Raw genomic sequence first — 23,472 nt, forward strand, 5'->3', positions numbered from 1 at the left:
TCACCGGGGTGGTGGCGTTGTCCTCGGGTCGTCCGGATGTATAGCCTAAGCAATGGCATGTGACATTGCACTAGGGAGCGGCCATGAAAGTCGTAGTCGTCGGAGCGGGCATCGTGGGTGCCGCGTGCGCGTTCCACGCCGCCGCGGCGGGGCTCGACGTCACGGTCCTCGACCGTGGTCCCGTCGGCGCGGGCACGACCAGCCGGGGGGAGGGCAACATCCTCCTCTCCGACAAGGAGCCCGGCCCCGAACTGGAGCTCGCCCGGCTCAGCCGCGACCTCTGGGACGAGGCCGCCGAGGAACTCGGACCGGAGACCGTCGAGTTCGAGACCAAGGGCGGCCTCGTCGTCGCGAGCACCCCCGACGCACTCGGGGCCCTGCACGCGTTCGCCGCGCGCCAGGCGGCCGCAGGCGTCCGCACCGAAGCCGTCGAGCGCGTCGGCGAACTCGAACCCCATGTCGCGCCCGGCCTCCCCGGCGGCGTCCACTACCCGCAGGACGCCCAGGTGCAGCCCGTTCTCGCGGCGGCCGGACTGCTGCGCGCCGCGGTCCGGCACGGGGCCCGGACGCACACCGGCGAGGCCGTGGCCGCGGTCACCGGGACCGACGGCAGGATCGCCGGAGTGCGCACCGCCGACGGCACGGTGCTGCCCGCCGACGCCGTGGTCAACGCCGCCGGCACCTGGGGCGGCGAGGTCGGCCGCCGGCTCGGCGCCCCCGTCGGGATCCTGCCCCGCCGGGGCTTCGTCCTCGTCACCGAGCCGCTGCCGCCGATGATCCGGCACAAGGTCTACTCCGCCGACTACGTGGCCAATGTCGCCTCCAGCGACGAGGGTCTGGAGACCTCGTGCGTCGTCGAGGGCACCCGCGCGGGCACGATCCTGATCGGCGCCAGCCGCGAACGCGTCGGCTTCGACACCTCGATGAACCCGGCCGTGGTGGCCAGGCTCGCCGCCCAGGCATGCCGCCTCTTCCCGTTCCTGCGCGGCGTCCACCTGATCCGCGCCTACCGGGGCTTCCGGCCGTACTGTCCGGACCACCTGCCGGTCATCGGCCCGGACCCCCGCGTCCCCGGAGTTCTCCACGCGTGCGGCCACGAGGGCGCCGGCATCGGCCTCGCCCCCGGGACCGGCGCCCTGGTCACCGCCCAACTCCTCGGCCGCCCGTGGCGCGGCGCCGATCCGGCCGCCCACACCGGCCTCCTGCCCGACCGATTCCTCACCACCGGAGGTGTGCCGAAGTGACCGCAGTGACCGCGTTCACCGTGGACGGCGAACCGCTGCCGTTCGTACCGGGACAGACCCTGGCCGCCGCGCTCGTCGCCTCGGGCCGGGTCGCCTGGCGGACCACCCGGGGCGGACAACGGCCCCGGGGGATCTTCTGCGGGATCGGCGTCTGTTACGACTGCCTGGTGACCGTCGACGGGACGGGCGGGCAGCGCGCCTGCCTGGTGCAGGCCCGTGCGGGCATGGCCGTCACGACGGGGGAGGGCGACGATGAGTGAGTCCGCCGACCTCGTCGTGGTGGGCGCGGGCCCGGCCGGCATGGCCGCCGCCGCCACCGCCCTGGACGGCGGGCTGCGGGTCGTCCTCATCGACTCGGGCGCCGCCCCGGGCGGCCAGTTCTGGCGCCACCCCCCGCTCTCCGCGCGCGAGGCCGTGCCGACCGCCGATCTGCACCACGGGCTGAGCACCTACCGGGCGCTCTGCGCCACCCTCTCCGCCCACGAGGGCACCGGACGGCTCACGCTGCTGCTGAACCACCATGTGTGGACCACGGCCCGCGAGGAGGACGGCTTCGCCGTCCACGCCATGGACCGGGGCCGGGCGCCCGAGGAGCGGGCCGTCGTGCTGCGCGCACCGGCCCTGCTGGTGGCGACCGGCGCCTACGACCGCCAACTCCCCTTCCCCGGCTGGGACCTGCCCGGGGTGCTCACCGCCGGCGGGCTCCAGTCGCTGCTCAAGGGCGGCGGAGTCGTCGCGGGCAGCCGGGTGGTCCTCGGCGGCACGGGCCCCTTCCTGCTGCCGGTCGCCGCCGCCCTCGCCGCACGCGGGGCGAAGGTCGTCGCCGTGTGCGAGGCGGCTGCGCCCTCGGCCTGGCTGCGCCACCCCGCGGCCCTGCTGCGCAACCCCGCCAAGTGGGCCGAGGGCGCCCGGTACGCGGGCACCCTCGCCCGGCACCGCGTCCCGGTCCGGACCCGCACCGCGATCGTCGGCGCCGAAGGGGAGGGGCGGGTCGCCGTCGTGCGCACCGCCGCCCTGGACGCCGCCGGGCGCCCGCTCCCGGGCACGGAGCGCCGGATCGAGGCCGACACCGTGGGCGTCGGCTGGGGCTTCGTCCCCCAGCTCGACCTGCTTCTCCCGCTCGGCTGCGATCTCGCCGACGCGGGCGACGGCACCATGGCCGCCGCCGTCGACGACGGACAGCGCACCACGGTGCCCGGGCTGTACACGGCGGGCGAGACCTGCGGCGTGGGCGGGGCCGCACTCGCGGTGAGCGAGGGCCGCGTCGCCGCCGTCTCGGTGCTCACCGACCTCTCCGCCCCGGCCCGGCCCGGCACCCGGCGCCCGGCCGCGGAGCGCCGGGCGGTGGCCCGGCACCGCGCCTTCGCCCGGGCGATGGCACAGGCACACCCCCTGCCCCCGGCCTGGCCCGCGTGGCTGACCGACGACACACCGGTCTGCCGGTGCGAAGAGGTCACCGCGGGGGCGGTCCGGGCCGCCCGCGCCGACGACGCGGCAGCCGACCACCGGCAGGTCAAACAACTGACCAGAGCCGGCATGGGCTGGTGCCAGGGCCGGATGTGCGGGCCCGCCGTGCACTGCCTCGTCTCCGCCCGCGACCAGCCGTACGCCCCCACCGAGCGGCTGATCGCGACCCCCGTCACCCTCGGTGCGCTCGCCGATTCCGGCGAGCCCACCACCGATCCCAGCTGAGGAGTTCCCATGGACCGCACCTCCCTTCCCACCCGCATGCCCTGGCACGGCGTCATCGTCGCGACGAGCCTCCCCTTCGACCAGGACCTCGCCGTCGACCACGGCGCCTACGGGGACAACGTCGCCTGGCTCGCCGAGCAGGGCCTGCACGGCGTCGCCCCGAACGGCTCGCTGGGCGAGTACCAGACCCTGACGTACGAGGAACGCGACCGCGTCGTGGAGACCGCCGTCGCGAACGCCCCCGAGGGCTTCACCGTGATGCCGGGCGTCGGAGCGTACGGCGCGATCGAGGCGAGGCGGCACGCGCGGTTCGCCAAGGACGCCGGCTGCCAGGCCGTCATGTGCCTGCCGCCCAACGCCTACCGGGCCGACGACCGTGCCGTCCTGGAGCACTACGCGATGGTGGCCTCCGCCGGGCTTCCCGTCACCGCCTACAACAACCCCATCGACACCAAGGTCGACCTGCGCCCCGAGCTGCTGGCCAAGCTGCACGCGGAGGGATTCATCGTGGGCGTGAAGGAGTTCTCCGGTGACGTCCGCCGGTGCTACGCCATCAATGAACTCGCCCCCGGACTCGACCTGATCATCGGCACCGACGACACCCTCCTGGAAGTCGGCGTCGCCGGCGCCAAGGGCTGGGTCGCCGGCTACCCCCAGGTCTTCCCGCGCGCCTGCCTCGACCTCTACAACGCCTCGCTGGCCGGCGATCTCGACACCGCGCTCCCGCTCTACCGGCAGCTCCACTCCGTACTGCGCTGGGACAGCAAAACCGAGTTCGTCCAGGCCATCAAGCTCGGCCAGGACATGATCGGCCGCACCGGCGGCGTCTGCCGTCCGCCCCGGCAGACCCTGGACCCGGAGACCGAGGCCGTCGTCCGCGCCGCCACCCAGGCCCTCATCGACGCCGGGGTGAACTGACGTGCGCTCCACGGTCTGTTACCACGCGGTCGACTCGCACACCGAAGGCATGCCGACCAGGGTCGTCACCGGCGGGGTGGGCGTCCTGCCGGGCGCCACGATGGCCGAGCGACGGCTGCGGTTCATGGCGGAGCGGGACGGGCTGCGCACCCTGCTCATGTGCGAGCCGCGCGGGCACGGGGCCATGTCCGGAGCCATCCTCCAGCCCCCGACCCGGCCCGACGCCGACTTCGGCGTGCTGTTCATCGAGGTCTCCGGCTGCCTGCCCATGTGCGGCCACGGCACCATCGGCGTCGCGACGGTCCTCGTGGAGACGGGCATGGTCGAAGCGGTCGAACCGGAGACGCTCATCCGCCTCGACACCCCCGCCGGCCTCGTCACGGCACGGGTCGCCGTGCGCGACGGCCGCGCGGAGTCCGTCACCCTGGAGAACGTCGCCTCCTACAGCCACGCGCTGGACCAGGTCGTCGAGGTCGAGGGGTTCGGCCCGGTCCGCTACGACATGGCGTACGGCGGCAACTTCTACGCCATCGTGCGCACCGAGGACCTCGGCATCCCCTTCGACCGGGCGGAGAAGGGGCGGCTGCTGGAGGCGGGCCTGGCCGTCATGGGGGCGATCAACGAGCGGAACCCGGTGGTGCATCCGGAGAACCCCGCGATCGACGTCTGCCACCACGTCTATCTGGAGGCGCCCGGCTCGACGGCCGAGCACTCGCGGCACGCCATGGCCATCCACCCCGGCTGGTTCGACCGCTCGCCCTGCGGGACGGGAACCAGCGCCCGGATGGCCCAACTGCACGCGCGGGGGCTGCTGAAGACCGGGCAGGACTTCGTCAACGAGTCCTTCATCGGCTCCCGCTTCACGGGCCGGCTCCTGGGGGAGACCACGGTCGGCGGCAGGCCCGCCGTACTGCCCTCCGTCACCGGCCGCGCCTGGATCACCGGGACCGCGCAGTACCTGCTCGACCCCACCGACCCCTATCCGACGGGATTCACGGTATGACGACCGATCCGTACACCGTACCGGTCGGGACGGCGTACACCGGGCCGATCGACACGGTCGACTGGCACACCGGGGGTGAACCGTTCCGGATCGTGCCCGCATCCCCGCCGGCCGTGACCGGGCACGGACCCACCGTCGCGGAGCGCCGCACGGCCGCCATGGCCGACGCCGGGGTGCAGTGGACCCGGGCCCTGCTGTGCGGCGAACCGCGCGGCCACGCCGACATGTACGGGGCCTTCCTGGTGCCGCCGGACGACGCGGGGGCCCACCTCGGGGCCCTCTTCTGGCACAAGGACGGCTTCTCCACGGCCTGCGGCCACGGGACGATCGCCCTCGGCGCCTGGGCGGTCGCCACCGGCCTGGTCCCGGCCCCGGCCGACGGCACGACGGACGTCGTCATCGACGTCCCCTCCGGCCGGGTCACGGCGAGCGTGCGCACGGCCGGCGGCCGCGTCGCGGACGTGACGTTCGTCAACGTCCCCGGCCATGTCCACGCGCGCGGTGTCGAGGTGGCCACCTCGCTGGGAACCGTCACCGTCGACATCGCCTACGGCGGCGCCATGTACGCCGTGCTCCCGGCACACCGGCTCGGCCTGCGGGTCCGGCCGCGTGACGTCACCGCGATCGTCGCGGCCGGCCGCGAGATCCGCGACGCGCTGAACGCCGCCCGCGCCGCCGAACACCCCGAGGACGACCGGCTGTCCGGCGTCTACGGGACGGTGTTCACCGAGGAGGCCGGCGCCCCCGTCGAACGGCCCGACGGCACCTGGCTGCTGCACCACCGCAACGTCACGGTGTTCGCGGACGGCCAGGTCGACCGCTCCCCGTGCGGCTCGGGCACCGCGGCCCGGGTGGCGCTCCTCGCCGACGCCGGGGAACTGCGCCTCGGCGACGAGTTGAGGCACGAGTCGGTTGTGGGCTCCGTCTTCCGCGCCCGGATCGAGCGGTCCACCACGGGCCACGGGAGTCCCTTCGTCGTCCCGGCCGTGACGGGCACCGCGTACGCCACGGGTACCAGCCGCTTCACCGTCGATCCCGACGACGCCCTCGTACCCGGGTTCGTGCTGCGATGACGGTGACGCTCGACGCCGCGGACGTGTTCGCGCTCGGTCCGGCCGGGGCCGTCGCCGCGGTCCGGGAGGCGCTGGCCGGGGGGCTCGACCCGGACGGCGACGTACCGAGGGCGGTCGTGCCGCTGACCCACGGTCAGGGGCTGCTCATGCCCTCCGAGTCCGGCGGCTGGTTCGGCGTGAAGGTCGCCACCGTCGCGCCCGGCAACGCCGCGCGCGGGCTGCGGCGGATCAACGCCACCTATCTGCTGCACGACAGCGCGACCCTGACGCCGGTGGCCCTGCTGGACGGGGTGGCGCTGACGACCCTGCGCACCCCCGCCGTCTCGGTCGCGGCCTGCCTGGACCGGCTGCGCGCGCTCGCCGACGGGGGCCGGGGACTGCGCCTGGTGGTCTTCGGCGCGGGCCCCCAGGGAGAGGGGCACGTCGCCGCCGTACGGGCCCATGTGCCGGTGGCCGACGTCACAGTCGTCACCCGGCGCGAAGGGCCCGTGCCCGGCTGGGCGGACCGCCGCCTGGCGGCGGCCGGCGGGGAAGTGGCGGCTTCGGTGCGCCGCGCGGACGTCGTCGTCACCGCGACGTCCGCGCGCCGGCCGGTGGTCGACGGGCGGCTGGTGCGGGACGGCGCGGTGGTGCTGGCGGTCGGCTCCCACGAGTCGGACGCGCGGGAGCTCGACAGCGTGCTGATGGGGCGTGCCACCGTCGTGGTGGAGAGCCGTGCGACCGCCCTCCGCGAGGCGGGCGACGTCGTCATGGCGATCCACGAGGGCGCGCTCGTCCCGGAGGACCTCGTCACCCTGGCGGATCCGATCGGTTCGCGGGGGGACATCCCGGCCGACCGCCCGCTGGTCGTGAAGACGTGCGGGATGGGCTGGCAGGACCTGGTGGTCGCCGTCGCGGCCCACCGGCGGAAGGAGGGGACGCCGGCGGAGCGGAGCTGACCGTCCGCCGACGCGGGCCCCGACACCGCGCCGCCGTCGGTCCGTCACGTCAACACGTGTCGCCCCGCCCTGACTTCGGGGCGTGGGGCGCAGAGCCCGCGCGGCCCCGTCACGTCAACGCGCGCCGCCCCGCCCGTACTTCGGCGTCAGCGCGCGCCGAGCTTGCGGGACGGGGCGGCGCGTTCGGCTTCGCGCTTACGGGCCGCCCACAGGGTCCGCACATGTGCGAGATGGCGGCGCATGTGTTCCTCGGCCCCCTCCGCGTCCCCCGCGATCATGATGTCCAGGAGCGCGGTGTGCTCGCGCGCCGATCCCACCAGCGACCCCTCCTGGGACAGGTCGGTGAGCCCGTAGAGCCGGGAGCGCTTGCGCAGGTCTGCCACGGTCTCCACGAGGCGGGCGTTCCCGGCGAGGGCGAGCAGGTCGAGGTGGAAGCGGCGGTCCGACTCCAGGTAGGCGATCAGGTCGCCGCCCTGCGCGGCGGTCACGATCTCCTCGGCCACCGGACGCACCGCCTCCAACTGCTCGCGGGAGGCGGTGCGGGTGACGCGGCCGATGGTGGGGATCTCGATGAGGGCGCGGATCTCGGTGTACTCGTCCAGGTCGCGCTCGGAGAGTTCGGTGACGCGGAACCCCTTGTTGCGCACGGCCTCGACCAGGCCCTCGCGGGCCAGATCCAGCATGGCCTCGCGCACGGGAGTGGCGGAGACGCCGTACTCGGCGGCGAGCGTCGGCGCCGAGTAGATCACGCCGGGCTGGAGTTCCCCCGCGATCAGCGCGGCACGCAGGGCGTTGGCCACCTGGTCGCGCAGATGCTCCTGCACCGAGATGAGTTTGCGGGACTTCAGCTCACTCATGCATTCCCCTTCAATGATGTGGCACCGCACTATACAATGTCACGTTGCGCGGTGCCTCATCGTTCGAAGGCCAGTGCTGTCAGCTGTCCAGGAGGCGGGCCATCCAGCCCTCGACACCGTCGACCGTACGGGGCAGCGCGCCGGAGAGCAGCTTCACCCCGTCCGCCGTGATCACCAGGTCGTCCTCGATGCGCACGCCCATGCCGCGCAGCTCGGGCGGCAGCGTCTCGTCGTCCGGCTGGAGGTAGAGCCCGGGTTCGACGGTGAGGACGTGGCCCTCCTCCAGCACGCCGTCGAGATAGGTCTCCGCGCGGGCCCGCGCGCAGTCGTGCACGTCGATGCCGAGCATGTGCCCGCTGCTGCACAGGGTGTAACGGCGGTACAGGCCGCTGTCGTCGGCGAGCGCCTCCTCGGGCGTGACCGGCAGGATGCCCCACCCGTGCAGTCCCTCGGCGATGACGCGCATGGCCTCCTGGTGGAAGTCCCGGAACCGGGCTCCCGGTCGCAGGACGCCGATGGCGGCCTCCTGTGCGGCCAGCACCAGTTCGTAGACGTCCCGTTGGGCCGGCGAGAAGCGGCCCGACAGGGGCAGGGTGCGGGTGATGTCCGCGGTGTAGAGGGTGTCGGTCTCCACCCCCGCGTCGAGCAGCAGCAGTTGGGACGGGTCGAGCGGTCCGTCGTTGCGGATCCAGTGCAGGACGCAGGCGTGCGCGCCCGCCGCCGCGATGGTCTCGTACCCCGTGCCGTTGCCCTCGCTCCGGGCGCGCAGCTGGAACACGCCCTCGATCCAGCGTTCGCCCCGGGGGTGGCGCAGCGCGTCGGGCAGTGCGCGCGCGACGTCCTCGAAGCCCGCCGTGGTGTGGTCGACGGCCAGCTGGAGCTGGCCGACCTCCCAGGCGTCCTTCCGCAACCGGAGTTCGGAGAGCGCGGCGTCCAACTCGGCGTCCCCTGCCGGGGTGTGGGACCGGGGGGCGAGCAGGCCGTCCACCCGGGCGTCGACGCCGGCGAGCAGACGGGTCGGCGGCTGCGGGCCGGTGAGGAGCTTCGCCAGGTCGTCGAGGTGGGTGCAGCGCAGCCCGGTCAGCGCCGCCGTCTCGTCCAGGTCGGGGCGGCGGCCGACCCAGAACTCGCCGTAGCGGCGGTCGCGGTAGAAGTCGCTGGTGTTCCGGGAGGAGCGGGGGCGGACGTGGAGCACCGCCTCGTGCCCTTCCGGGCCGGAGGGTTCGAGGACCAGGACGTGGTCGGGCTGCTCCTCGCCGGTCAGTCCGGTCAGCCAGGCGTAGGCGCTGTGCGGCCGGAACCGGTGATCGGTGTCGTTCGAGCGGACCTTGAGCGTCCCGGCGGGTATGACGAGCCGCTCGCCCGGGAAGCGGGCCGACAGCCGCTCCAGGCGGTCCGGCAGCAGGGCGCGGCCGGGGACCTGTGTGCCGGCGGGCAGCGGGGACGGCGCCCAGTCGGCCGCCATGAAGGCGTCCAGGGCGGCGGTGACGGGCAGATCGTGGCTGCCGGTGTGTACCTGGGCCGGGGACTCCGAGGTCATGGGTCTCCTTCGAGGATCAGTGGCGGATGCCGTTGCGGTGGGCGGGTGTTCGTCGGTCCCGGTGTCCAGGGCGCTTCCGGGCCGCCGGGCGGCCGGTGCGGCGGGGACACGTTTCGGTAACGGGATGACGCACACCTTGGCTGTGCAATTTCACATTACTATGTTACGGGTCACACCACACGGATGCGGACGCGATTTCCGGCCCCGCTTTCCGCAAGCAGTCGCCCTCCGGGCCGCCCGCCGGCCCGGACCACCGGGCCCTCCGGGCCGCCCCTTTCCGCCGGCCTGTTCCCGCTTCTTCCTTCGGCCCGTTCCCGGTTTCGCCGCGTCCCTTCCCCGGCCGCGTCCCTTTCCCCGTACGAGGAGTGCACCCATGTCCCGTCGCACCCGGATGCTGTCCGCATCGCTGAGCACCTCGCTCGCCCTGGCCCTGCTGGGGGCCTGCTCCACGCAGGGAGGTGACGACCGCGACCCGGACAGGCGACAGCCCGGGGTGGCGACCGGCACCGTCATCGGCGGCACGCCGAAGCGGGGCGGCACCCTGACCGTGCTGTCCAACCAGGACTTCGCCCACCTGGACCCGGCCCGCAACTGGGTCATGCCGGCGATGGACTTCGGCACCCGGCTGATCTACCGCACCCTGACCACCTTCCGCGCCGAACCCGGGAAGAAGGGCAGCGAGATCGTTCCCGACCTCGCGACCGACCTCGGCAGATCCTCCGACGGCGGCCGCACCTGGACCTTCACCCTCAAGCCCGGCCTCGTCTACGAGGACGGCACCCCGATCCGCGCCCGCGACATCAAGTACAACGTCGAGCGGTCCTTCGCCCCCGACCTCGCCGGCGGACCCGACTACGCCCAGCGCTATCTGGCCGACGCCGAGGGGTACGCCGGCCCGTTGGACGGCAAGCACCTCGACTCGATCCGGACCCCCGACGACCGGACCATCGTCTTCTCGCTGAACAGGCCCGTCGCCGAGTTCTCCTACACGGTCACGCTGCCCACCTTCTCGCCCGTGCCCGAATCCCGGGAGAAGGGCGTCCAGTACGACCTGCGGCCCTTCTCCTCCGGCCCGTACCGCATCGAGAGCTACGCGCGCGGCAAGAAACTGGTGCTGGTCCGCAACACGCACTGGGACGCGGCGACCGACCCGGTGCGCAAGGCCTACCCCGACCGCATCGTCGTGATCCAGGGGCTCAAGGGCGGCCAGATCGACGACCGGATCATCGAGAGCGCGGGCGTCGACGCCTCCGCGGTCGAGTGGTCCGACCTCCAGCCCTCCAGCGTCGCCAAGGTCCTGCCGAAGCCGGAGATCCGGCAGCGGCTCTCCGCCGAGCGCACCGGCTGTACGGACATGCTCGCGCTGAACACCTCCCGCGCGCCGTTCGACGACCCGAAGCTCCGCCTCGCGATGCAGTACGCCGTCGACAAGGAGGCCCAGGTGACCGCCAACGGCGGACCGGCCCTCAACGACATCGCCACCGCCTATCTGCCGCCGTCCCTCACGGGCGGCCGGGCCGCCGCCCCGGTCCACGGCGGGCCGGCCACCGGTGATGTGAAGAAGGCCGAGAAGCTTCTCGCCGAGGCGGGCAGGGCCGACGGCTTCGACACGACGATCACCGTGTCCACCGGGGACAAGACCCGCGCCGAGGCGCTCCAGCAGAGCCTGTCCCGGGTCGGCATACGGCTGCGGATCGAGACCGTCGACCCCTCGGTCTACTACGACACCATCGGCGACACCGCCAACGCCCCCGACATGGCCATCAGCGGCTGGTGCCCGGACTACCCGTCCGCCGCCACCTTCCTGCCGTTCGTCTTCGACGGCCGCACCATCAAGCCCAAGGGCAACCAGGGCAACGTCTCCCAGTTCCGCGACAAGGCCGTCGAACGCCGCATGGACGAGATCGCCGCGATGTCCGACGCGACCGCCGCCAACAAGGCGTGGACCGCGCTCGACCGGGAGATCCAGCGCACCTCCCCGGCCGTCCCCCTGCTCTGGGAGCGCAAGCCGCTGCTGGTCGGCGACAACATCGCCGGAGCCTTCGGACACCCCTCCTGGACCGGCCAGTTCGACTTCGCCGTGATCGGTCTCAAGGACCCGTCCCGAAGCAAGGGCTGAGGGGACGAGGACGCATTCCCATGAGCATCGTCACCGCCCCGCCCACCGGACCGGGCGACGCCCCGGCAGCCGGCGGGCCCGGCTCACCCGCGCTGCCCGACGCCCCGTGGCGGACCACCTGGCGCCGCCTCTGGGGCGACCGGGGCAGCCGGACCGCCCTGATCGCCGCCGCCCTGCTGATCCTCGTCGCCCTCACCGCACCCCTGCTCAGCCGGCTGGGCGGCTGGTCGCCCACCGCCTTCGACGCCGACGCCATCGACCCCTACCTCGGCGGCCTGCCCCACGGCGCCCTCGGCGGCATCAGCGCCGAGCACTGGCTCGGCGTCGAACCGGTCACCGGCCGCGACCTGTTCGCCCGCGTCGTCCACGGCGCGCAGGTGTCCCTGCTGATCGCCTTCGCCGCCACCGCGATCGTCGTCGTCACCGGCACCGCCGCGGGCATCGCGGCCGGCTACTTCGGCGGGCGCGTCGACACCGTACTGAGCCGGCTGATGGACCTCACCATGTCCTTCCCCTCGCTCATCTTCATGATCGCGATGATGTCGGTGGCCCAGGACGTCAACCGGGTCGTGCTGATGACCGTCGTCATCGGCGTCTTCGGCTGGCCCGGCATCGCCCGCGTGGTGCGCGCCGAGGCACTCTCCCTGCGTCACCGCGAGTTCGTCGAGGCCGCCCGCGCCTGCGGCAGCGGGCCCTGGCGCATCCTCACCCGGCAGGTGCTGCCCAACATCTCCGGACCCGTCATCGCGTACACCACGCTGCTGATCCCCGGAATGATCAGCACGGAGGCGGCGCTCAGCTTCCTCGGGGTGGGCGTGCGCCCGCCCACCCCCTCCTGGGGCCAGATGATCGCCGAGGCCGTCGCCTACTACGAGACGGACCCCATGTACTTCATCGTCCCCAGCGTCTTCCTCTTCGTCGCCGTCCTCGCCTTCACGGTCCTCGGCGACGCGCTGCGCGACATCCTCGATCCCCAGGGAGGACGTCCGTGATCGCCTACCTGGTCCGCAGGCTCCTCGGCGTGGCAGGCGTCCTGCTCGCCATCTGCGCCGTCACCTTCGTCATCTTCTACCTGCTGCCCGCCGACCCCGCCTCGGCCGCCTGCGGCAAGACGTGCAGCCCCGAACGCCTCGCGGAAGTACGCCACTTCATGGGCCTCGACCAGCCGGTGTGGCGGCAGTTCGGCGACTACCTCGTCGGGATCTTCGCCGGGCGCGAGCTGGGCACCGGCCCCCACGCGCTGCAGTGCGGCTTCCCCTGCCTCGGCTACTCCTACGAGAACGCCCTGCCGGTGTGGGACCTGCTGATGGACCGCCTGCCCGTCTCCGTCTCCCTGGCGTTCGGCGCCGCCTGCCTGTGGCTGGTGCTCGGGCTGAGCGCCGGAGTCACCGCCGCCCTGCGCAAGGGAGGACTGCTCGACCGCACCCTGATGGTCGGCGCGGTGGCCACCGCGTCCCTGCCCGTCTACTTCACCGCGGTGATGCTCCTGTACGGGCTGGTCCGGCTGACCGGGCTGCTGCCCTACCCCGCCTACGTCCCGCTCACCGACGACCCCCTCGCCTGGGCGGCCAACCTGCTGCTGCCCTGGATCGCCCTGGCCCTGCTCTACGCCGCCATGTACGCCCGCCAGAGCCGCAGTTCGATGATCGAGACGATGGCGCAGCCGTACATCAGGACCGCCCGCGCCAAGGGCCTGCCCGCCCGGACCGTCGTGGTCAAACACGGACTGCGGTCCGCGATGATGCCGGTCCTCACGCTCTTCGGCATGGACCTCGGCGCCCTGCTGGCCGGAGCGGTCATCACCGAGTCCATCTTCGGCATCCCCGGCGTCGGCAGGCTCTTCTACGACGCCCTGCAACGCTCCGACCAGCCCGTCGTGCTCGGCGTCACCCTGCTCGCGGCCTTCTTCATCGTGGCGGCCAACGTCGTCATCGACCTCCTGTACGCCGTCGTCGACCCGAGGGTGAGGAACTGACGTGCCGCCCACCACCGAACCGGACCAGTCCCTGCTGCGCGTCCACGACCTGCGGGTCGCCTTCGACACCCCCGCCGGAACCGTCCAGGCGGTCGACGGGGTCTCCTTCACCGTGGAGGCAGGCCGCACCCTGGGTCTGGTCGGCGAATCCGGCTCCGGCAAATCGGTCACCTCCCTCGCCGTGATGGGCCTGCACCGCCGGGCCCGGGTGAGCGGATCGATCACCCTCGCCGGGCAGGAGCTCCTCGGCCTGACCGACCGCCGCTTCGGCCGGCTGCGCGGCCGCCGGATGGCCATGGTCTTCCAGGACCCGCTGTCCGCACTGCACCCCGCGTACACCGTCGGCGAACAGATCGCGGAGGCCCACCGCCACCACTTCGGCAGCGGCCGGCGCGTCGCCCGCAGACGAGCCGTGGAGATGCTCGGCGAGGTCGGCATCCCCGAACCGGGCCGCCGGGCGGGGGAGTACGCGCACCAGTTCTCGGGCGGCATGCGCCAGCGCGCCATGATCGCCATGGCCCTCTCCTGCGAACCCGAACTCCTCGTCGCCGACGAACCGACCACCGCGCTCGACGTCACCGTCCAGGCGCAGATCCTCGAACTGATCGCCCGGCTCCAGCAGGACCGCGGACTGGGCGTCCTGATGATCACCCACGACCTGGGCGTGGTGGCCCGCGTCGCCCACGAGGTGCTCGTCATGTACGGCGGGCGCGGCGCCGAACAGGCTCCGGTGGACGAGCTGTTCCACAGCCCCGCACACCCCTACACCCGGGGCCTCCTGGACTCCCTGCCCCGACTGGACGACCCGGACGACGCACCGCTGCGCGCCATCCCCGGCTCCCCGCCCTCACCGGCCGAGCCGAGAGCCGGCTGCCCCTTCGAGCCGCGCTGCCCCCGGGCGGCCGCAGCCACCGTCCCGGAGCGGGCCCGCTGCGCCGGGGAGAGCCCCCGTCCCAGGGGTGTGCCCGGCGGCGGCCGGCTGGTCGCCTGCCACCTGCCCCTGCCGGCCGCCCCGCATCCCGGTCCGTCCGGCGGGGCCCCCGTACCGGCCGAGGAGGCCCGATGAAACCCACGTACTCCAAGTCCCGCCGCTCACCGGCCCGTTCGGAGGAGACCGGTCCCGCGCCGGCCGCCGCGCCGGACTCCCGTACGGCCGGGGACGACGGCGCCGCGCCCCTGCTGTCCGTGCGCGGACTGGTGAAGACGTTCCCCGGCCGCCGCGTCCTGGGCCGCGCCACCGCGCCGGTCCGCGCGGTGGACGGCGTCGATCTGGAGCTCGCCGCGGGGGAGACCCTGGGGCTGGTCGGAGAGTCCGGCTGCGGCAAGTCCACCACGGGCCGGATGCTGGTCCGGCTGCTGGAACCCACCGCGGGGGCCGTCGAGTTCGAGGGCCGCGACATCACGCACCTGTCCCAGCGCGAGCTGCGGCCGGTCCGGCAGCACCTCCAGATCATCTTCCAGGATCCCCACGCCTCCCTGAACCCCCGGCAGACCGTCGCCCGGATCATCTCCGAACCCCTGCTGGTGCAGGGGGCCACGGTCCGGGCGGCCCGGGACCGGGCCGCCGAACTGCTCGACCTGGTGGGCCTGGGCTCCGAACACCTGGACCGGCACCCGTACCAGTTCTCCGGTGGCCAGGCCCAGCGCATCGGCATCGCCCGGGCCCTGGCTACCGGCCCCCGCCTGATCGTCGCCGACGAGCCGGTCTCCGCGCTCGACGTGTCCGTGCAGGCCCAGGTCGTCAACCTGATGGAGCGTCTGGGCGACGAACTGGGGCTGTCGTTCCTCTTCATCGCCCACGACCTGTCCGTCGTGAAGCGGGTGTGCGACCGGGTGGCGGTGATGTATCTGGGCCGGATCGTCGAGATCGGCGACAAGCACGAGCTGTACGACCGGCCGGCGCACCCCTATACCCGGGCGCTGCTCTCGGCGGTTCCGCTGCCCGACCCGGCGGCGGAGCGCCGCCGGGAGCGGATCCTCCTGCTCGGCGACCCGCCGAGCCCCGCCGCGCCGCCCAGCGGCTGCGGCTTCCATCCGCGCTGCCCGAAGGCTCAGGCCGTCTGCCGCACCGAGCGGCCGCTGCTCCAGGTCGTGGGCTCCGGCGCACGTACGGCGGCCTGCCACTTCCCCGAAACGGGCTGAGAGGCTCCCGGCGGCCCGGCGCACGTCCGGGCCGCCCCTCCCGGCCGGGCCGCTCGTTCCCGCCGGGCGGCGTTCACCGGAAAGTCGTAGCGGATTCGGTCAGATGTCTTCCCTGTGATGTGTGACCTGTGCCATTGTACATGTCACAGGGCGTGGGCATGTCAACTCCGGACAGCGACCCCAATCCGTCCGGCCGACAGCACGGCACGACAACACCCCCTGCCCCACGCCCTGTGCATCCCATCGGTCACGCATGCGCGTGCCTCCGACCCCTCATGGGAGGAAAAAACGTGAGAACCACACTCGTCCGCCGAGGTGTGGGTGCCGTTCTGCCCCTGGCTCTGGCCGGGGCGATGGGCGTCGCGCTGCTCGTGCAGCCGGCCCAGGCGCAGCCGAACTCCCCTTCGGCAGCCACGGCATCGAACGCGTCCCAGCCGTCCCGCCCCGCCGGTTCGGCCGACCCCGCGCCGCAGGCGCAGCAGTCCCCCGCATCGGACGCCGACCACCAGGCCAAGAACCGGCTGAAGGCGTCCCAGCTTCCCCCGCTGAGCGCCGACAAGTCCCCCCTCAAGGAGGCCTACGGCGAGCACGACGCCCCGCCGAAGCAGGGCGCGGGCAAGAAGTCCTCGGCGAAGGCGGCCGCCGCGTGCGACCCGGCCGACTTCACCGGCCGCACCGGAAGCGAACTGGTGCGATTCATCAAGGCGTCCACCACGGACTGCGTGAACACGCTGTTCAGCCTCACCGGCAACAACGCCCAACTGGCCTTCCGTGAAGCGCAGATGACCTCGGTGGCCTACGCGCTGCGCGACAACGCCGCGAACTACCCCGGGGACGCGAGCACCGGCACCCCGCAGCTCGTGCTGTACCTCCGGGCCGGGTACTACGTGCAGTGGTACAACCCGGACGTCGTCGGACCGTACGGCCCCACCCTGCAGACCGCCATCCGCTCGGGCCTCGACGGCTTCTTCGCCAGCTCCCGGTCGCGCGACGTGACCGACGCCAACGGCGAGACGCTGTCCGAGGCGGTCATCCTGATCGACAGCGCCCAGGAGAACGCCCGGTACATCTCCGTCGTCAAGCGGATGCTCGCGGACTACAACTCCACCTGGAACGCGTCCTCACGGATGCTCGCCGCGGTCAACAACGTTTACACGGTGACCTTCCGGGGCCACCAGGTGCCCGAGTTCGTCAGTGCCGTCGAGTCGGACCCGAGCCTCATCGACTCGCTGCACCGCTTCGCCGCCGACCACCTCTCCCTGCTGGAGGGCGACCAGGCGTACCTGACCTCCAACGCGGGACGGGAGCTGGGCCGCTTCCTCCAGCACACGAGCCTGCAGGGCAAGGTCCGCCCGCTGGCGACCGCACTGCTCCGGGACACCTCCATCACCGGCCCCACCGCCCCGCTCTGGGTGGGCATAGCGGAGATGGCCGACTACTACGACAAGGCGAACTGCGCGACATACGGCGTCTGCGACCTCCAGGAGCGCCTCAAGCGCGAGGTGCTGCCGGTCCGTCACACCTGTAGCCCCAGCATTCGCATCCTGGCCCAGCAGATGACGTCCGCCGAGCTGAGCGCCAGCTGCACCAGCCTCATCGAGCAGGACGCCTACTTCCACCGGATCGCCAAGGACAACGGCCCGGTCGCCGACGACAACAACACCACCATCGAGGTGATCGCCTACGACTCCAGCGCCGACTACCAGACCTACGCCGGCGCGATGTACGGGATCGACACCAACAACGGCGGCATGTACCTGGAGGGCGACCCCTCCGTCGTGGGCAACCAGCCCCGCTTCATCGCCTACGAGGCCGAGTGGCTGCGACCGGACTTCCACATCTGGAACCTCAACCACGAGTACACCCACTACCTCGACGGCCGCTTCACCATGTACGGCGACTTCGCCGCCAACATGACCACCCCGACCATCTGGTGGGTCGAGGGCTTCGCGGAGTACATCTCCTACCACTACCGCGAGGAGCCCTACACCGCGGCGATGACCGAGGCGGGCAAGGGCACCTACGCACTGAGCACCCTGTTCAGCACCGACTACAGCCACGACACCACACGGGTGTACCGCTGGGGCTACCTCGCCGTGCGGTACATGCTGGAGAAGCACCCCGCCGACATGGACAAGGTGCTCGCCCACTACCGCGCCGGCGAGTGGAGCGCCGCCCGGACCTACCTCACCAGCACCGTCGGCACGCGCTACGACAGCGACTGGAAGACCTGGCTCGCCGCATGCGCCGCCGGTGACTGCGGTGGCGGCGGCCAGCCGGGCAACCAGGCCCCCGCCGCCGAGTTCACCGCCGAGGTCAAGGGCCTGACGGTCACCCTCACCGACCGCTCGACCGACGCCGACGGCACCATCGCCTCCCGCTCCTGGGACTTCGGCGACGGCACCACCTCCACGCAGACCAGCCCCGCCAAGACCTACGGCGCCGCGGGCAGCTACACCGTCCGCCTGACCGTGACCGACGACAAGGGCGCCACGGCCACCACCACCCGGACGGTCACCGTGACCGGCGGCTCCACCGTCGGCGAGTGCACCGACCCCGACACCCGCGTGCTGGGCAAGAACTGCCGTCGCGGCAACCTCTCCGCCCCCACCGGCGACTACGCCTACCACTACCTGTACGTCCCGGCCGGCACCACGCAGCTGAAGATCACCATCAGCGGAGGCACCGGCGACGCCGACCTCTACTACAGCAACGCCAACTGGGCGACCACCGGCGCCCACACCAACCGGGCCACCGGTGCGGGCAACTCCCACACCCTGACCATCACCAACCCGCCGTCCGGCGCCAACTACATCAGCCTCCACGCGGCGGCCGCCTTCAGCGGGGCCACCGTCACCACCGAGTTCTGACCCGCTGCTTCACCCCCCCCGGCCGGGGTCGGCGCCATCGGCGCCGGCCCCGGCCCGGCCGTGCGCGGGGCGGTCGGCGGCGGCCCGGCTCCACTGTCAGTGCCTCCCCATAGAGTCGAAGCATCACTCGGGGGAGCACCGGGGAGCACCGGACGAAGGAGCAGAAGCATGTCCGCCAACAGGATCCAGCACAAGGTGAATCACGTCGCTCTGGTCGTGGACGCCTCGGGTTCCATGTACCAGCACCAGGGTCAGCTCATCCGCGTCGTGGACGAGTTCGTGGCGGGACTGAAGGCCGAGTCGGACAGCCTCGGCCACGAGACGCGGATCAGCCTCTACTCCTTCGACCACCGGGTGGAGAACCTGGTCTGGGACATGGACGTGAAGCACCTCCCGTCCATGCGGGGGCTCTACAAGGTCAACAACGGCGCCACCGCCCTCATCGAGGCCTCGCTCAAGTCCTTGGACGACCTGGGGCACATCTGGGAGGAGTACGGCGAGCACAGCTTCCTCCAGATCGTGGTGACGGACGGCGAGGAGAACGCCTCCGGCGGCGACCGCCGGCACGACGGCGACATGAGCATCCTCGGCCCCTGGCTCGACCGGATCACCGCGAAGATGAACGGGCTTCCGGGGCACTGGACCTCCGCGATCCTCGTTCCGAACTCGCTGGCGAAGCGCACCGCCCAGAACTACGGCTTCCCGGCAGGCAACATCGCCATCTGGGACGCGGACTCCCAGAAGGGCGTCGAGGACGCGATCGGCACCGTGCGCGCCGCCGCCACCAGCTTCCTGCGCGGTCGCGAGCAGGGCGTGCGCGGCACGAAGAACCTGTTCGCCGTCGGCCAGGACATATCGGTGGACGACGTGCGGGCCAACCTCGAACCGGTCGCGGCCGACAAGTACCGGCTGCTGAAGGTCGACAAGGAGGTGGAGATCCGCGCCTTCGTCGACTCGCATCCGGGAGTCACCTACGAACGCGGTTCCTGCTACTACCAGTTGGGCACCCGGGTGCAGGTGCAGCCCGACAAGGAGGTCATCGTCGTCGAGAAGGACACCGACCGCGCCTACACGGGCGAGGCGGCGCGCAACCTGCTGTTCGGAGCGGGAGTCCGTGGGACCGTCTCGGTGAAGGCCGGCAACAACCCCAAGCTGGAGGTCTATGTGCAGAGCCGTTCGGTGAACAGGAAGCTCAAGGCCGATACGCGCCTGCTCATCATGCTCTGATCACGCTCTGGCCGGTGCCGAGGTGTCCGTCGCCACCGACACGGCGAGCAGGCCCAACGCCGTGCCCATCAGGTAGCGCTGGACGCGGAGCCAGGAGGGGCGTCGCGCGAGGAAGGCGGCGATGGCACCCGCCGCCAGGACGATGCCCAGATTGACGCTGAGGGCCACCACGATCTGCACGGAGCCCAGCAGAAAGCCCTGGAGCAGCACGTTTCCCGCCTCCAGGCTGATGAACTGCGGGATGAGCGAGAGATACATGATGGCGATCTTCGGGTTGAGCAGATTCGTCATCAGGCCCATCGTGAACAGTTTGCGCGAGGAGTCGTGCGGCAGCTCCTCGGGGGCGAAGACGGACACGCCCCCGGGCCTCAGGGCGTTCCAGGCCAGATAGGCCAGGTAGGCGGCGCCGGCCAGTTTCACGGCCACGTACAGCTCGGGCACCGCGAGGAAGACCACCGAAAGGCCGAGATTCGTGGCCAGCAGATAGACCAGGAAGCCCACGGCCACACCGCCCAGGGACACCACTCCCGCGCGTCGCCCCTGGGTGATGCTCCGGGAGACGAGATAGATCATGTTCGGGCCCGGGGTGAGCACCATGCCCAGGGCGACCAGAGCGACCCCCAGCACCCCGCTCAGCTCGACCATGCTCTCCCGCCGCTCTGTTCATGGGGTGCCGGCAAGGCCCGGCACCCTGTGCACCGGCCCCCCGCGACCGGTGCAATCGGAGTCTAGGTTTGCCGTCCTTCTCGGTTCAATAGAGGGCATTGCACTCGGTGCAATGTCGTGCTTGGATGCCGCTCGTCAGGGATTCGACGCCGAACGCCCACCGAGGAGGCGAAGCCTGTGAAGGACTTCCGGTCCGTCGCCGACGGGGTGGCGGAGGAGATCGCGGCGGGGCGGCTGAAGGGCGGGGAACGGCTGCCTCCGCAGCGGGAGTTCGCCAGGATCCACGCCATCGCCGACTCCACCGCCGCCCGCGTCTACCAGGAACTGGCCCGCCGGGGCCTCACCGTCGGCCAGGTCGGACGCGGCACGTTCGTCACGGACGCGCCCGGCGCTCCCGCTCCCGCCCCGGCCCTCTCCGAGCCCGCCGACAGCCGGATCGACCTGGAGCTGAACCACCCCGTCGTCCCCGAGCAGGCCGGGCTGCTCGCCGCCGGCCTGGAGAAGCTGGTGCGCTCCGACCGCCTGGAGTCGGTGCTCCGCCCGGTCGGGCCCGCCGGTACCCCCGCCGCCCGCGAGGCCGCCGCCGATGTCCTCACGCGCGGGCGATGGCGGCCCGACCCGGAACGGATCCTGTTCGCGGGCAACGGCCGGCAGGCCATCTCCGCCGCCGTCGCCGCGCTGACCCGGCCGGGCGCCCGGCTGGGCGTCGAGGAGTTCACCTACCCGGTGCTGAAGGCCATCGCCGCCCGGCTCGGCGTCACCCTCGTGCCCCTGGCCATGGACGGCGACGGGCTGATCCCGGAGGCGGTGGAGGAGGCGCACCGCGCGGATCCGCTGCACGCCGTCTACGTACAGCCGGTCCTGAACAACCCACTGTCCCTCACCATGCCCGCGCGGCGGCTCGACCACCTGGCCGACGTGCTGCTGACCTCGGGGATCGACGCGATCGAGGACGCCGTCTGGGCCTTCCTCCGGGATGACGCGGCGCCCCTCGCCTCGCGGGCCGCCGAGCGGACCGTCCTCGTCGACAGCCTCTCCAAACGGCTGTCCCCGGGGCTGTCCCTCGGGTTCGCCGTGGCCCCCGCCGCTGCGGCGGGCCGGGTCGCGGGAGCCCTGCGCTCCGGAGGGTGGACGCCCATGCGCTTCCCCCTGGAGGCGATGGCGCAGTGGCAGGCGGACGGCGCCGTCGACGCCCTCGTACGGGCGAAGCAGCGGGAGGCCGGGGTGCGGCAGGAGATCGCCCACCGGCACCTCGGGGGCTTCCGTACGCGCAGCGCCCCGTTCTCGTATTACCGCTGGTGGGAGCTGCCCAGCCCCTGGCGGGCCGACACCTTCGTCGCCGCCGCCGCGCGCCACGGCATCGCGGTCACTCCGGCCGCGGCGTTCACCACGGGCCGCGACCGGGGCCCGCAGGCGGTCCGCCTCGGCCTGGCGTCACCCACCCGCGAGGCCCTCTCCCGGGCCCTCGCGACCCTCGCCGACCTCGCCCGGTCCGCCCCGGAGGACTTCGCGGGGGAGTAGAGGGCGTGCGTGCTCCCCGGCGGACGCGATCTTCACGGTGGAAGCCGGAGGCCGAGGTTGTGGTCGTGGCCGCGCTCAGGGCGCCCGGTCCCCGCGCTCCGAGGACTCCTCCAGGAGTCCGTCGAGGTCCTTCAGCCGGTCCAGGCCCTTGACCGCCCTCGCCATGCGGTGGTTGGCGCTCAGGGCGGTCCGGTGGCGGTGCAGGAAAGCCCAGTAGCCCGCCGTGTACGGGCAGGCGTGGTCGCCGGTCCGGTCGGTGGGGCGGTAGGCGCAGGGGGCGCACAGGTCGCTCATCCTGTTGATGTAGGCGCCGCCGGAGGTGTACGGCTTGGTCGTCATCCGGCCGCCGTCCGCGTACTGCGACATGCCGACGACGTTGGGGAGCATCACCCAGTCGTAGCCGTCCACGAAGCAGCGGTGGAACCAGTCGGTCACGGCGGCCGGGTCCCAGCCGTCCTGCAGAGCACGGCTGCCCAGCACCATGAGGCGCGGGATGTGATGGGTCCAGCCGGTGTCCCGGACCTGGGCCAGCGCGGTGGACAGGCAGTTCGCCGTGACCGCCTCCGCGTCCAGGCCGAGGAACCAGTCGGGCAGCGGCGCGGTGTGGCGCAGCGCGTTGCGGCCCCGGTAGTCCTCGCCGAAGTGCCAGTAGAGCTGCCACACGTACTCGCGCCAGCCGGCGATCTGGCGCACGAAGCCCTCGACGCTGTTGAGCGGTGCCCCGCCCGAGCGCCAGGCCTTCTCGGCCCGCTCGACGCATTCGGCCGGGTCCAGGAGCCCCAGGTTGAGGGGGACGGACAACAGGCTGTGGCTCATCACCGGGTCATCCGCCAGCATCGCGTCCTCGTAGCGGCCGAAGTCGCCGAGCCGGTGCGAGACGAAGCGCCGGAGCGCGGCCAGCGCCTCCCGCCGGGTGACGGGGAAGCGGCGCGGGCCGTCACGGCCGACGAACGAGACGTCCCCGTCACGCTCCCAGCGGTCGAGGTCGTGGCGCACCTCGTCGTCGATCCCGTCCTCGGCCGGGCGGTACGGGGCGGGCGCCTCCAGGGTCGAACAACCCCGGGGCGGCGGCTCGCGGTTGTCGTGGTCGAGGTTCCAGGTCCCCCCGGCGGGCTCGTCGCCGTCCATGAGCAGCTCGTGGCGACGGCGGACCCACCGGTAGAAGCCCTCCATCCGCAGGCGGTCGCCCGTGTGCTCCTTCGCCCACGCCTCGAACTCCGCCTGCGGCAGCAGGAAGCCGCGGGCCGGGAGGACGTCGACCTCGTCCCGTGCGGTGACGAAGTCCAGCGCGGCGCGGGAGGTCGGGTGGCAGACCGTCAGGCGGTTCCCGCGGCCGTCGAACCCTGCCTCCGCCAGCCCGTCCGCGTAGGTCTCGGCCTGTACGTAGCGGACGCGGTCGCCCAGTTCGGCCGCCCGGTGCCGCATCGCGGAGAGGACGAGGTGGGCCTTGGCCCGGTGGAATCGACGTCTGCGCAGCACGGACCGGGCCTCGATCATCAGGACGGGGGCGTGTGCGTCCGGTCCGCCGCGGCGGGGGTCCAGGAAGTGGGGGCCGAGCTGGTCCCCGAAGAGCCAGTGCGTGCGTGGTTCCATGACGTGCGCCTGTCCTGCCGTCGGGTACCCCTCCGTCAGGCTAGGGACGGCAGAGAAGGTCACGGTGACGCCACGCCGCCCAGGGAACCGACGT

General features: G+C 72.6%; 19 protein-coding genes. 15 read left to right on the forward strand and 4 right to left on the reverse strand.

Features of this window, described 5'->3' with window-relative positions; all coding sequences use genetic code 11:
• The first annotated feature begins 83 nt into the window (after positions 1–83).
• From IE272_RS14310 to IE272_RS14340, 7 genes are read left to right on the forward strand one after another with little or no spacing between them, the layout of a single operon-like run.
• A complete protein-coding gene (locus IE272_RS14310) occupies positions 84–1,244 on the forward strand; it encodes an NAD(P)/FAD-dependent oxidoreductase (protein WP_073959924.1) in 1,161 nt (386 codons plus the stop codon).
• Entirely contained in the window at positions 1,241–1,504 is a 264-nt protein-coding gene (locus tag IE272_RS14315) for a (2Fe-2S)-binding protein (RefSeq protein WP_007454563.1), read from the forward strand. The genes IE272_RS14310 and IE272_RS14315 overlap by 4 nt, the downstream gene beginning before the upstream one ends.
• Positions 1,497–2,936, forward strand: a complete 1,440-nt coding sequence (locus IE272_RS14320; RefSeq protein ID WP_057666320.1) for an NAD(P)/FAD-dependent oxidoreductase — start codon at positions 1,497–1,499, stop codon at positions 2,934–2,936. Before IE272_RS14315 ends, IE272_RS14320 begins: the two co-directional genes overlap by 8 nt.
• A gap of 9 nt (positions 2,937–2,945) precedes the next feature.
• Positions 2,946–3,854, forward strand: a complete 909-nt coding sequence (locus tag IE272_RS14325; protein WP_007454567.1) for a dihydrodipicolinate synthase family protein — start codon at positions 2,946–2,948, stop codon at positions 3,852–3,854.
• A gap of 1 nt (position 3,855) precedes the next feature.
• Complete coding sequence (locus tag IE272_RS14330; protein WP_050357010.1) at positions 3,856–4,857, forward strand: proline racemase family protein; 1,002 nt, start codon at positions 3,856–3,858, stop codon at positions 4,855–4,857.
• Positions 4,854–5,930, forward strand: a complete 1,077-nt coding sequence (locus tag IE272_RS14335) for a proline racemase family protein (RefSeq protein ID WP_056698709.1) — start codon at positions 4,854–4,856, stop codon at positions 5,928–5,930. Before IE272_RS14330 ends, IE272_RS14335 begins: the two co-directional genes overlap by 4 nt.
• Positions 5,927–6,868, forward strand: a complete 942-nt coding sequence (locus IE272_RS14340) for an ornithine cyclodeaminase family protein (RefSeq protein ID WP_190007009.1) — start codon at positions 5,927–5,929, stop codon at positions 6,866–6,868. Before IE272_RS14335 ends, IE272_RS14340 begins: the two co-directional genes overlap by 4 nt.
• Before the next feature lie 146 nt (positions 6,869–7,014).
• Here IE272_RS14340 and IE272_RS14345 read toward each other — a convergent pair whose 3' ends face one another.
• Together IE272_RS14345 and IE272_RS14350 are read right to left on the reverse strand one after the other, a co-directional pair.
• Entirely contained in the window at positions 7,015–7,725 is a 711-nt protein-coding gene (locus tag IE272_RS14345) for a GntR family transcriptional regulator (RefSeq protein WP_050357013.1), read from the reverse strand.
• 79 nt (positions 7,726–7,804) lie between these two features.
• Entirely contained in the window at positions 7,805–9,265 is a 1,461-nt protein-coding gene (locus IE272_RS14350) for an aminopeptidase P family protein (RefSeq protein ID WP_190007010.1), read from the reverse strand.
• Positions 9,266–9,638: 373 nt separating this feature from the next.
• On the opposite strand from IE272_RS14350, the gene IE272_RS14355 reads away from it, so the two are divergent.
• From IE272_RS14355 to IE272_RS14385, 7 genes are all read left to right on the forward strand, one after another.
• Complete coding sequence (locus tag IE272_RS14355; protein WP_057666333.1) at positions 9,639–11,384, forward strand: ABC transporter substrate-binding protein; 1,746 nt, start codon at positions 9,639–9,641, stop codon at positions 11,382–11,384.
• 20 nt (positions 11,385–11,404) lie between these two features.
• Positions 11,405–12,376 carry an ABC transporter permease gene (locus tag IE272_RS14360; RefSeq protein ID WP_047179245.1) on the forward strand — a complete coding sequence of 324 codons (972 nt, stop codon included), beginning with the start codon at positions 11,405–11,407 and terminating at the stop codon, positions 12,374–12,376.
• Positions 12,373–13,359, forward strand: coding sequence for an ABC transporter permease (locus tag IE272_RS14365; protein ID WP_050357017.1), 987 nt, complete (start codon positions 12,373–12,375; stop codon positions 13,357–13,359). The genes IE272_RS14360 and IE272_RS14365 overlap by 4 nt, the downstream gene beginning before the upstream one ends.
• Position 13,360: 1 nt before the next feature.
• A complete protein-coding gene (locus IE272_RS14370; RefSeq protein ID WP_190007011.1) occupies positions 13,361–14,425 on the forward strand; it encodes an ABC transporter ATP-binding protein in 1,065 nt (354 codons plus the stop codon).
• Positions 14,422–15,501, forward strand: a complete 1,080-nt coding sequence (locus IE272_RS14375) for an ABC transporter ATP-binding protein (RefSeq protein ID WP_073959919.1) — start codon at positions 14,422–14,424, stop codon at positions 15,499–15,501. Before IE272_RS14370 ends, IE272_RS14375 begins: the two co-directional genes overlap by 4 nt.
• A 317-nt stretch (positions 15,502–15,818) precedes the next feature.
• A complete protein-coding gene (locus IE272_RS14380) occupies positions 15,819–18,371 on the forward strand; it encodes a collagenase (RefSeq protein ID WP_190007170.1) in 2,553 nt (850 codons plus the stop codon).
• Between the two features lie 168 nt (positions 18,372–18,539).
• The gene (locus tag IE272_RS14385; protein ID WP_050357021.1) at positions 18,540–19,598 is read left to right on the forward strand and encodes a vWA domain-containing protein; all 1,059 of its coding nucleotides are present in this window, start codon (positions 18,540–18,542) and stop codon (positions 19,596–19,598) included.
• Here the strand turns inward: IE272_RS14385 and IE272_RS14390 are convergent, their stop codons facing one another.
• Positions 19,599–20,243 (reverse strand): LysE family translocator, encoded by a 645-nt coding sequence (locus tag IE272_RS14390; RefSeq protein ID WP_190007012.1) that lies wholly within the window; start codon positions 20,241–20,243, stop codon positions 19,599–19,601.
• A gap of 198 nt (positions 20,244–20,441) precedes the next feature.
• Here IE272_RS14390 and IE272_RS14395 point away from each other — a divergent pair, with 198 nt between their 5' ends.
• Positions 20,442–21,785, forward strand: a complete 1,344-nt coding sequence (locus IE272_RS14395) for an aminotransferase-like domain-containing protein (RefSeq protein ID WP_190007013.1) — start codon at positions 20,442–20,444, stop codon at positions 21,783–21,785.
• Positions 21,786–21,860: 75 nt separating this feature from the next.
• Here the strand turns inward: IE272_RS14395 and IE272_RS14400 are convergent, their stop codons facing one another.
• Positions 21,861–23,378: a cryptochrome/photolyase family protein gene (locus IE272_RS14400; protein WP_190007014.1), complete on the reverse strand. Its 1,518-nt coding sequence runs from the start codon at positions 23,376–23,378 to the stop codon at positions 21,861–21,863.
• Positions 23,379–23,472: the final 94 nt, after the last annotated feature.

The organism is Streptomyces anulatus (assembly GCF_014650675.1).
GTDB classification, from domain to species: domain Bacteria; phylum Actinomycetota; class Actinomycetes; order Streptomycetales; family Streptomycetaceae; genus Streptomyces; species Streptomyces anulatus.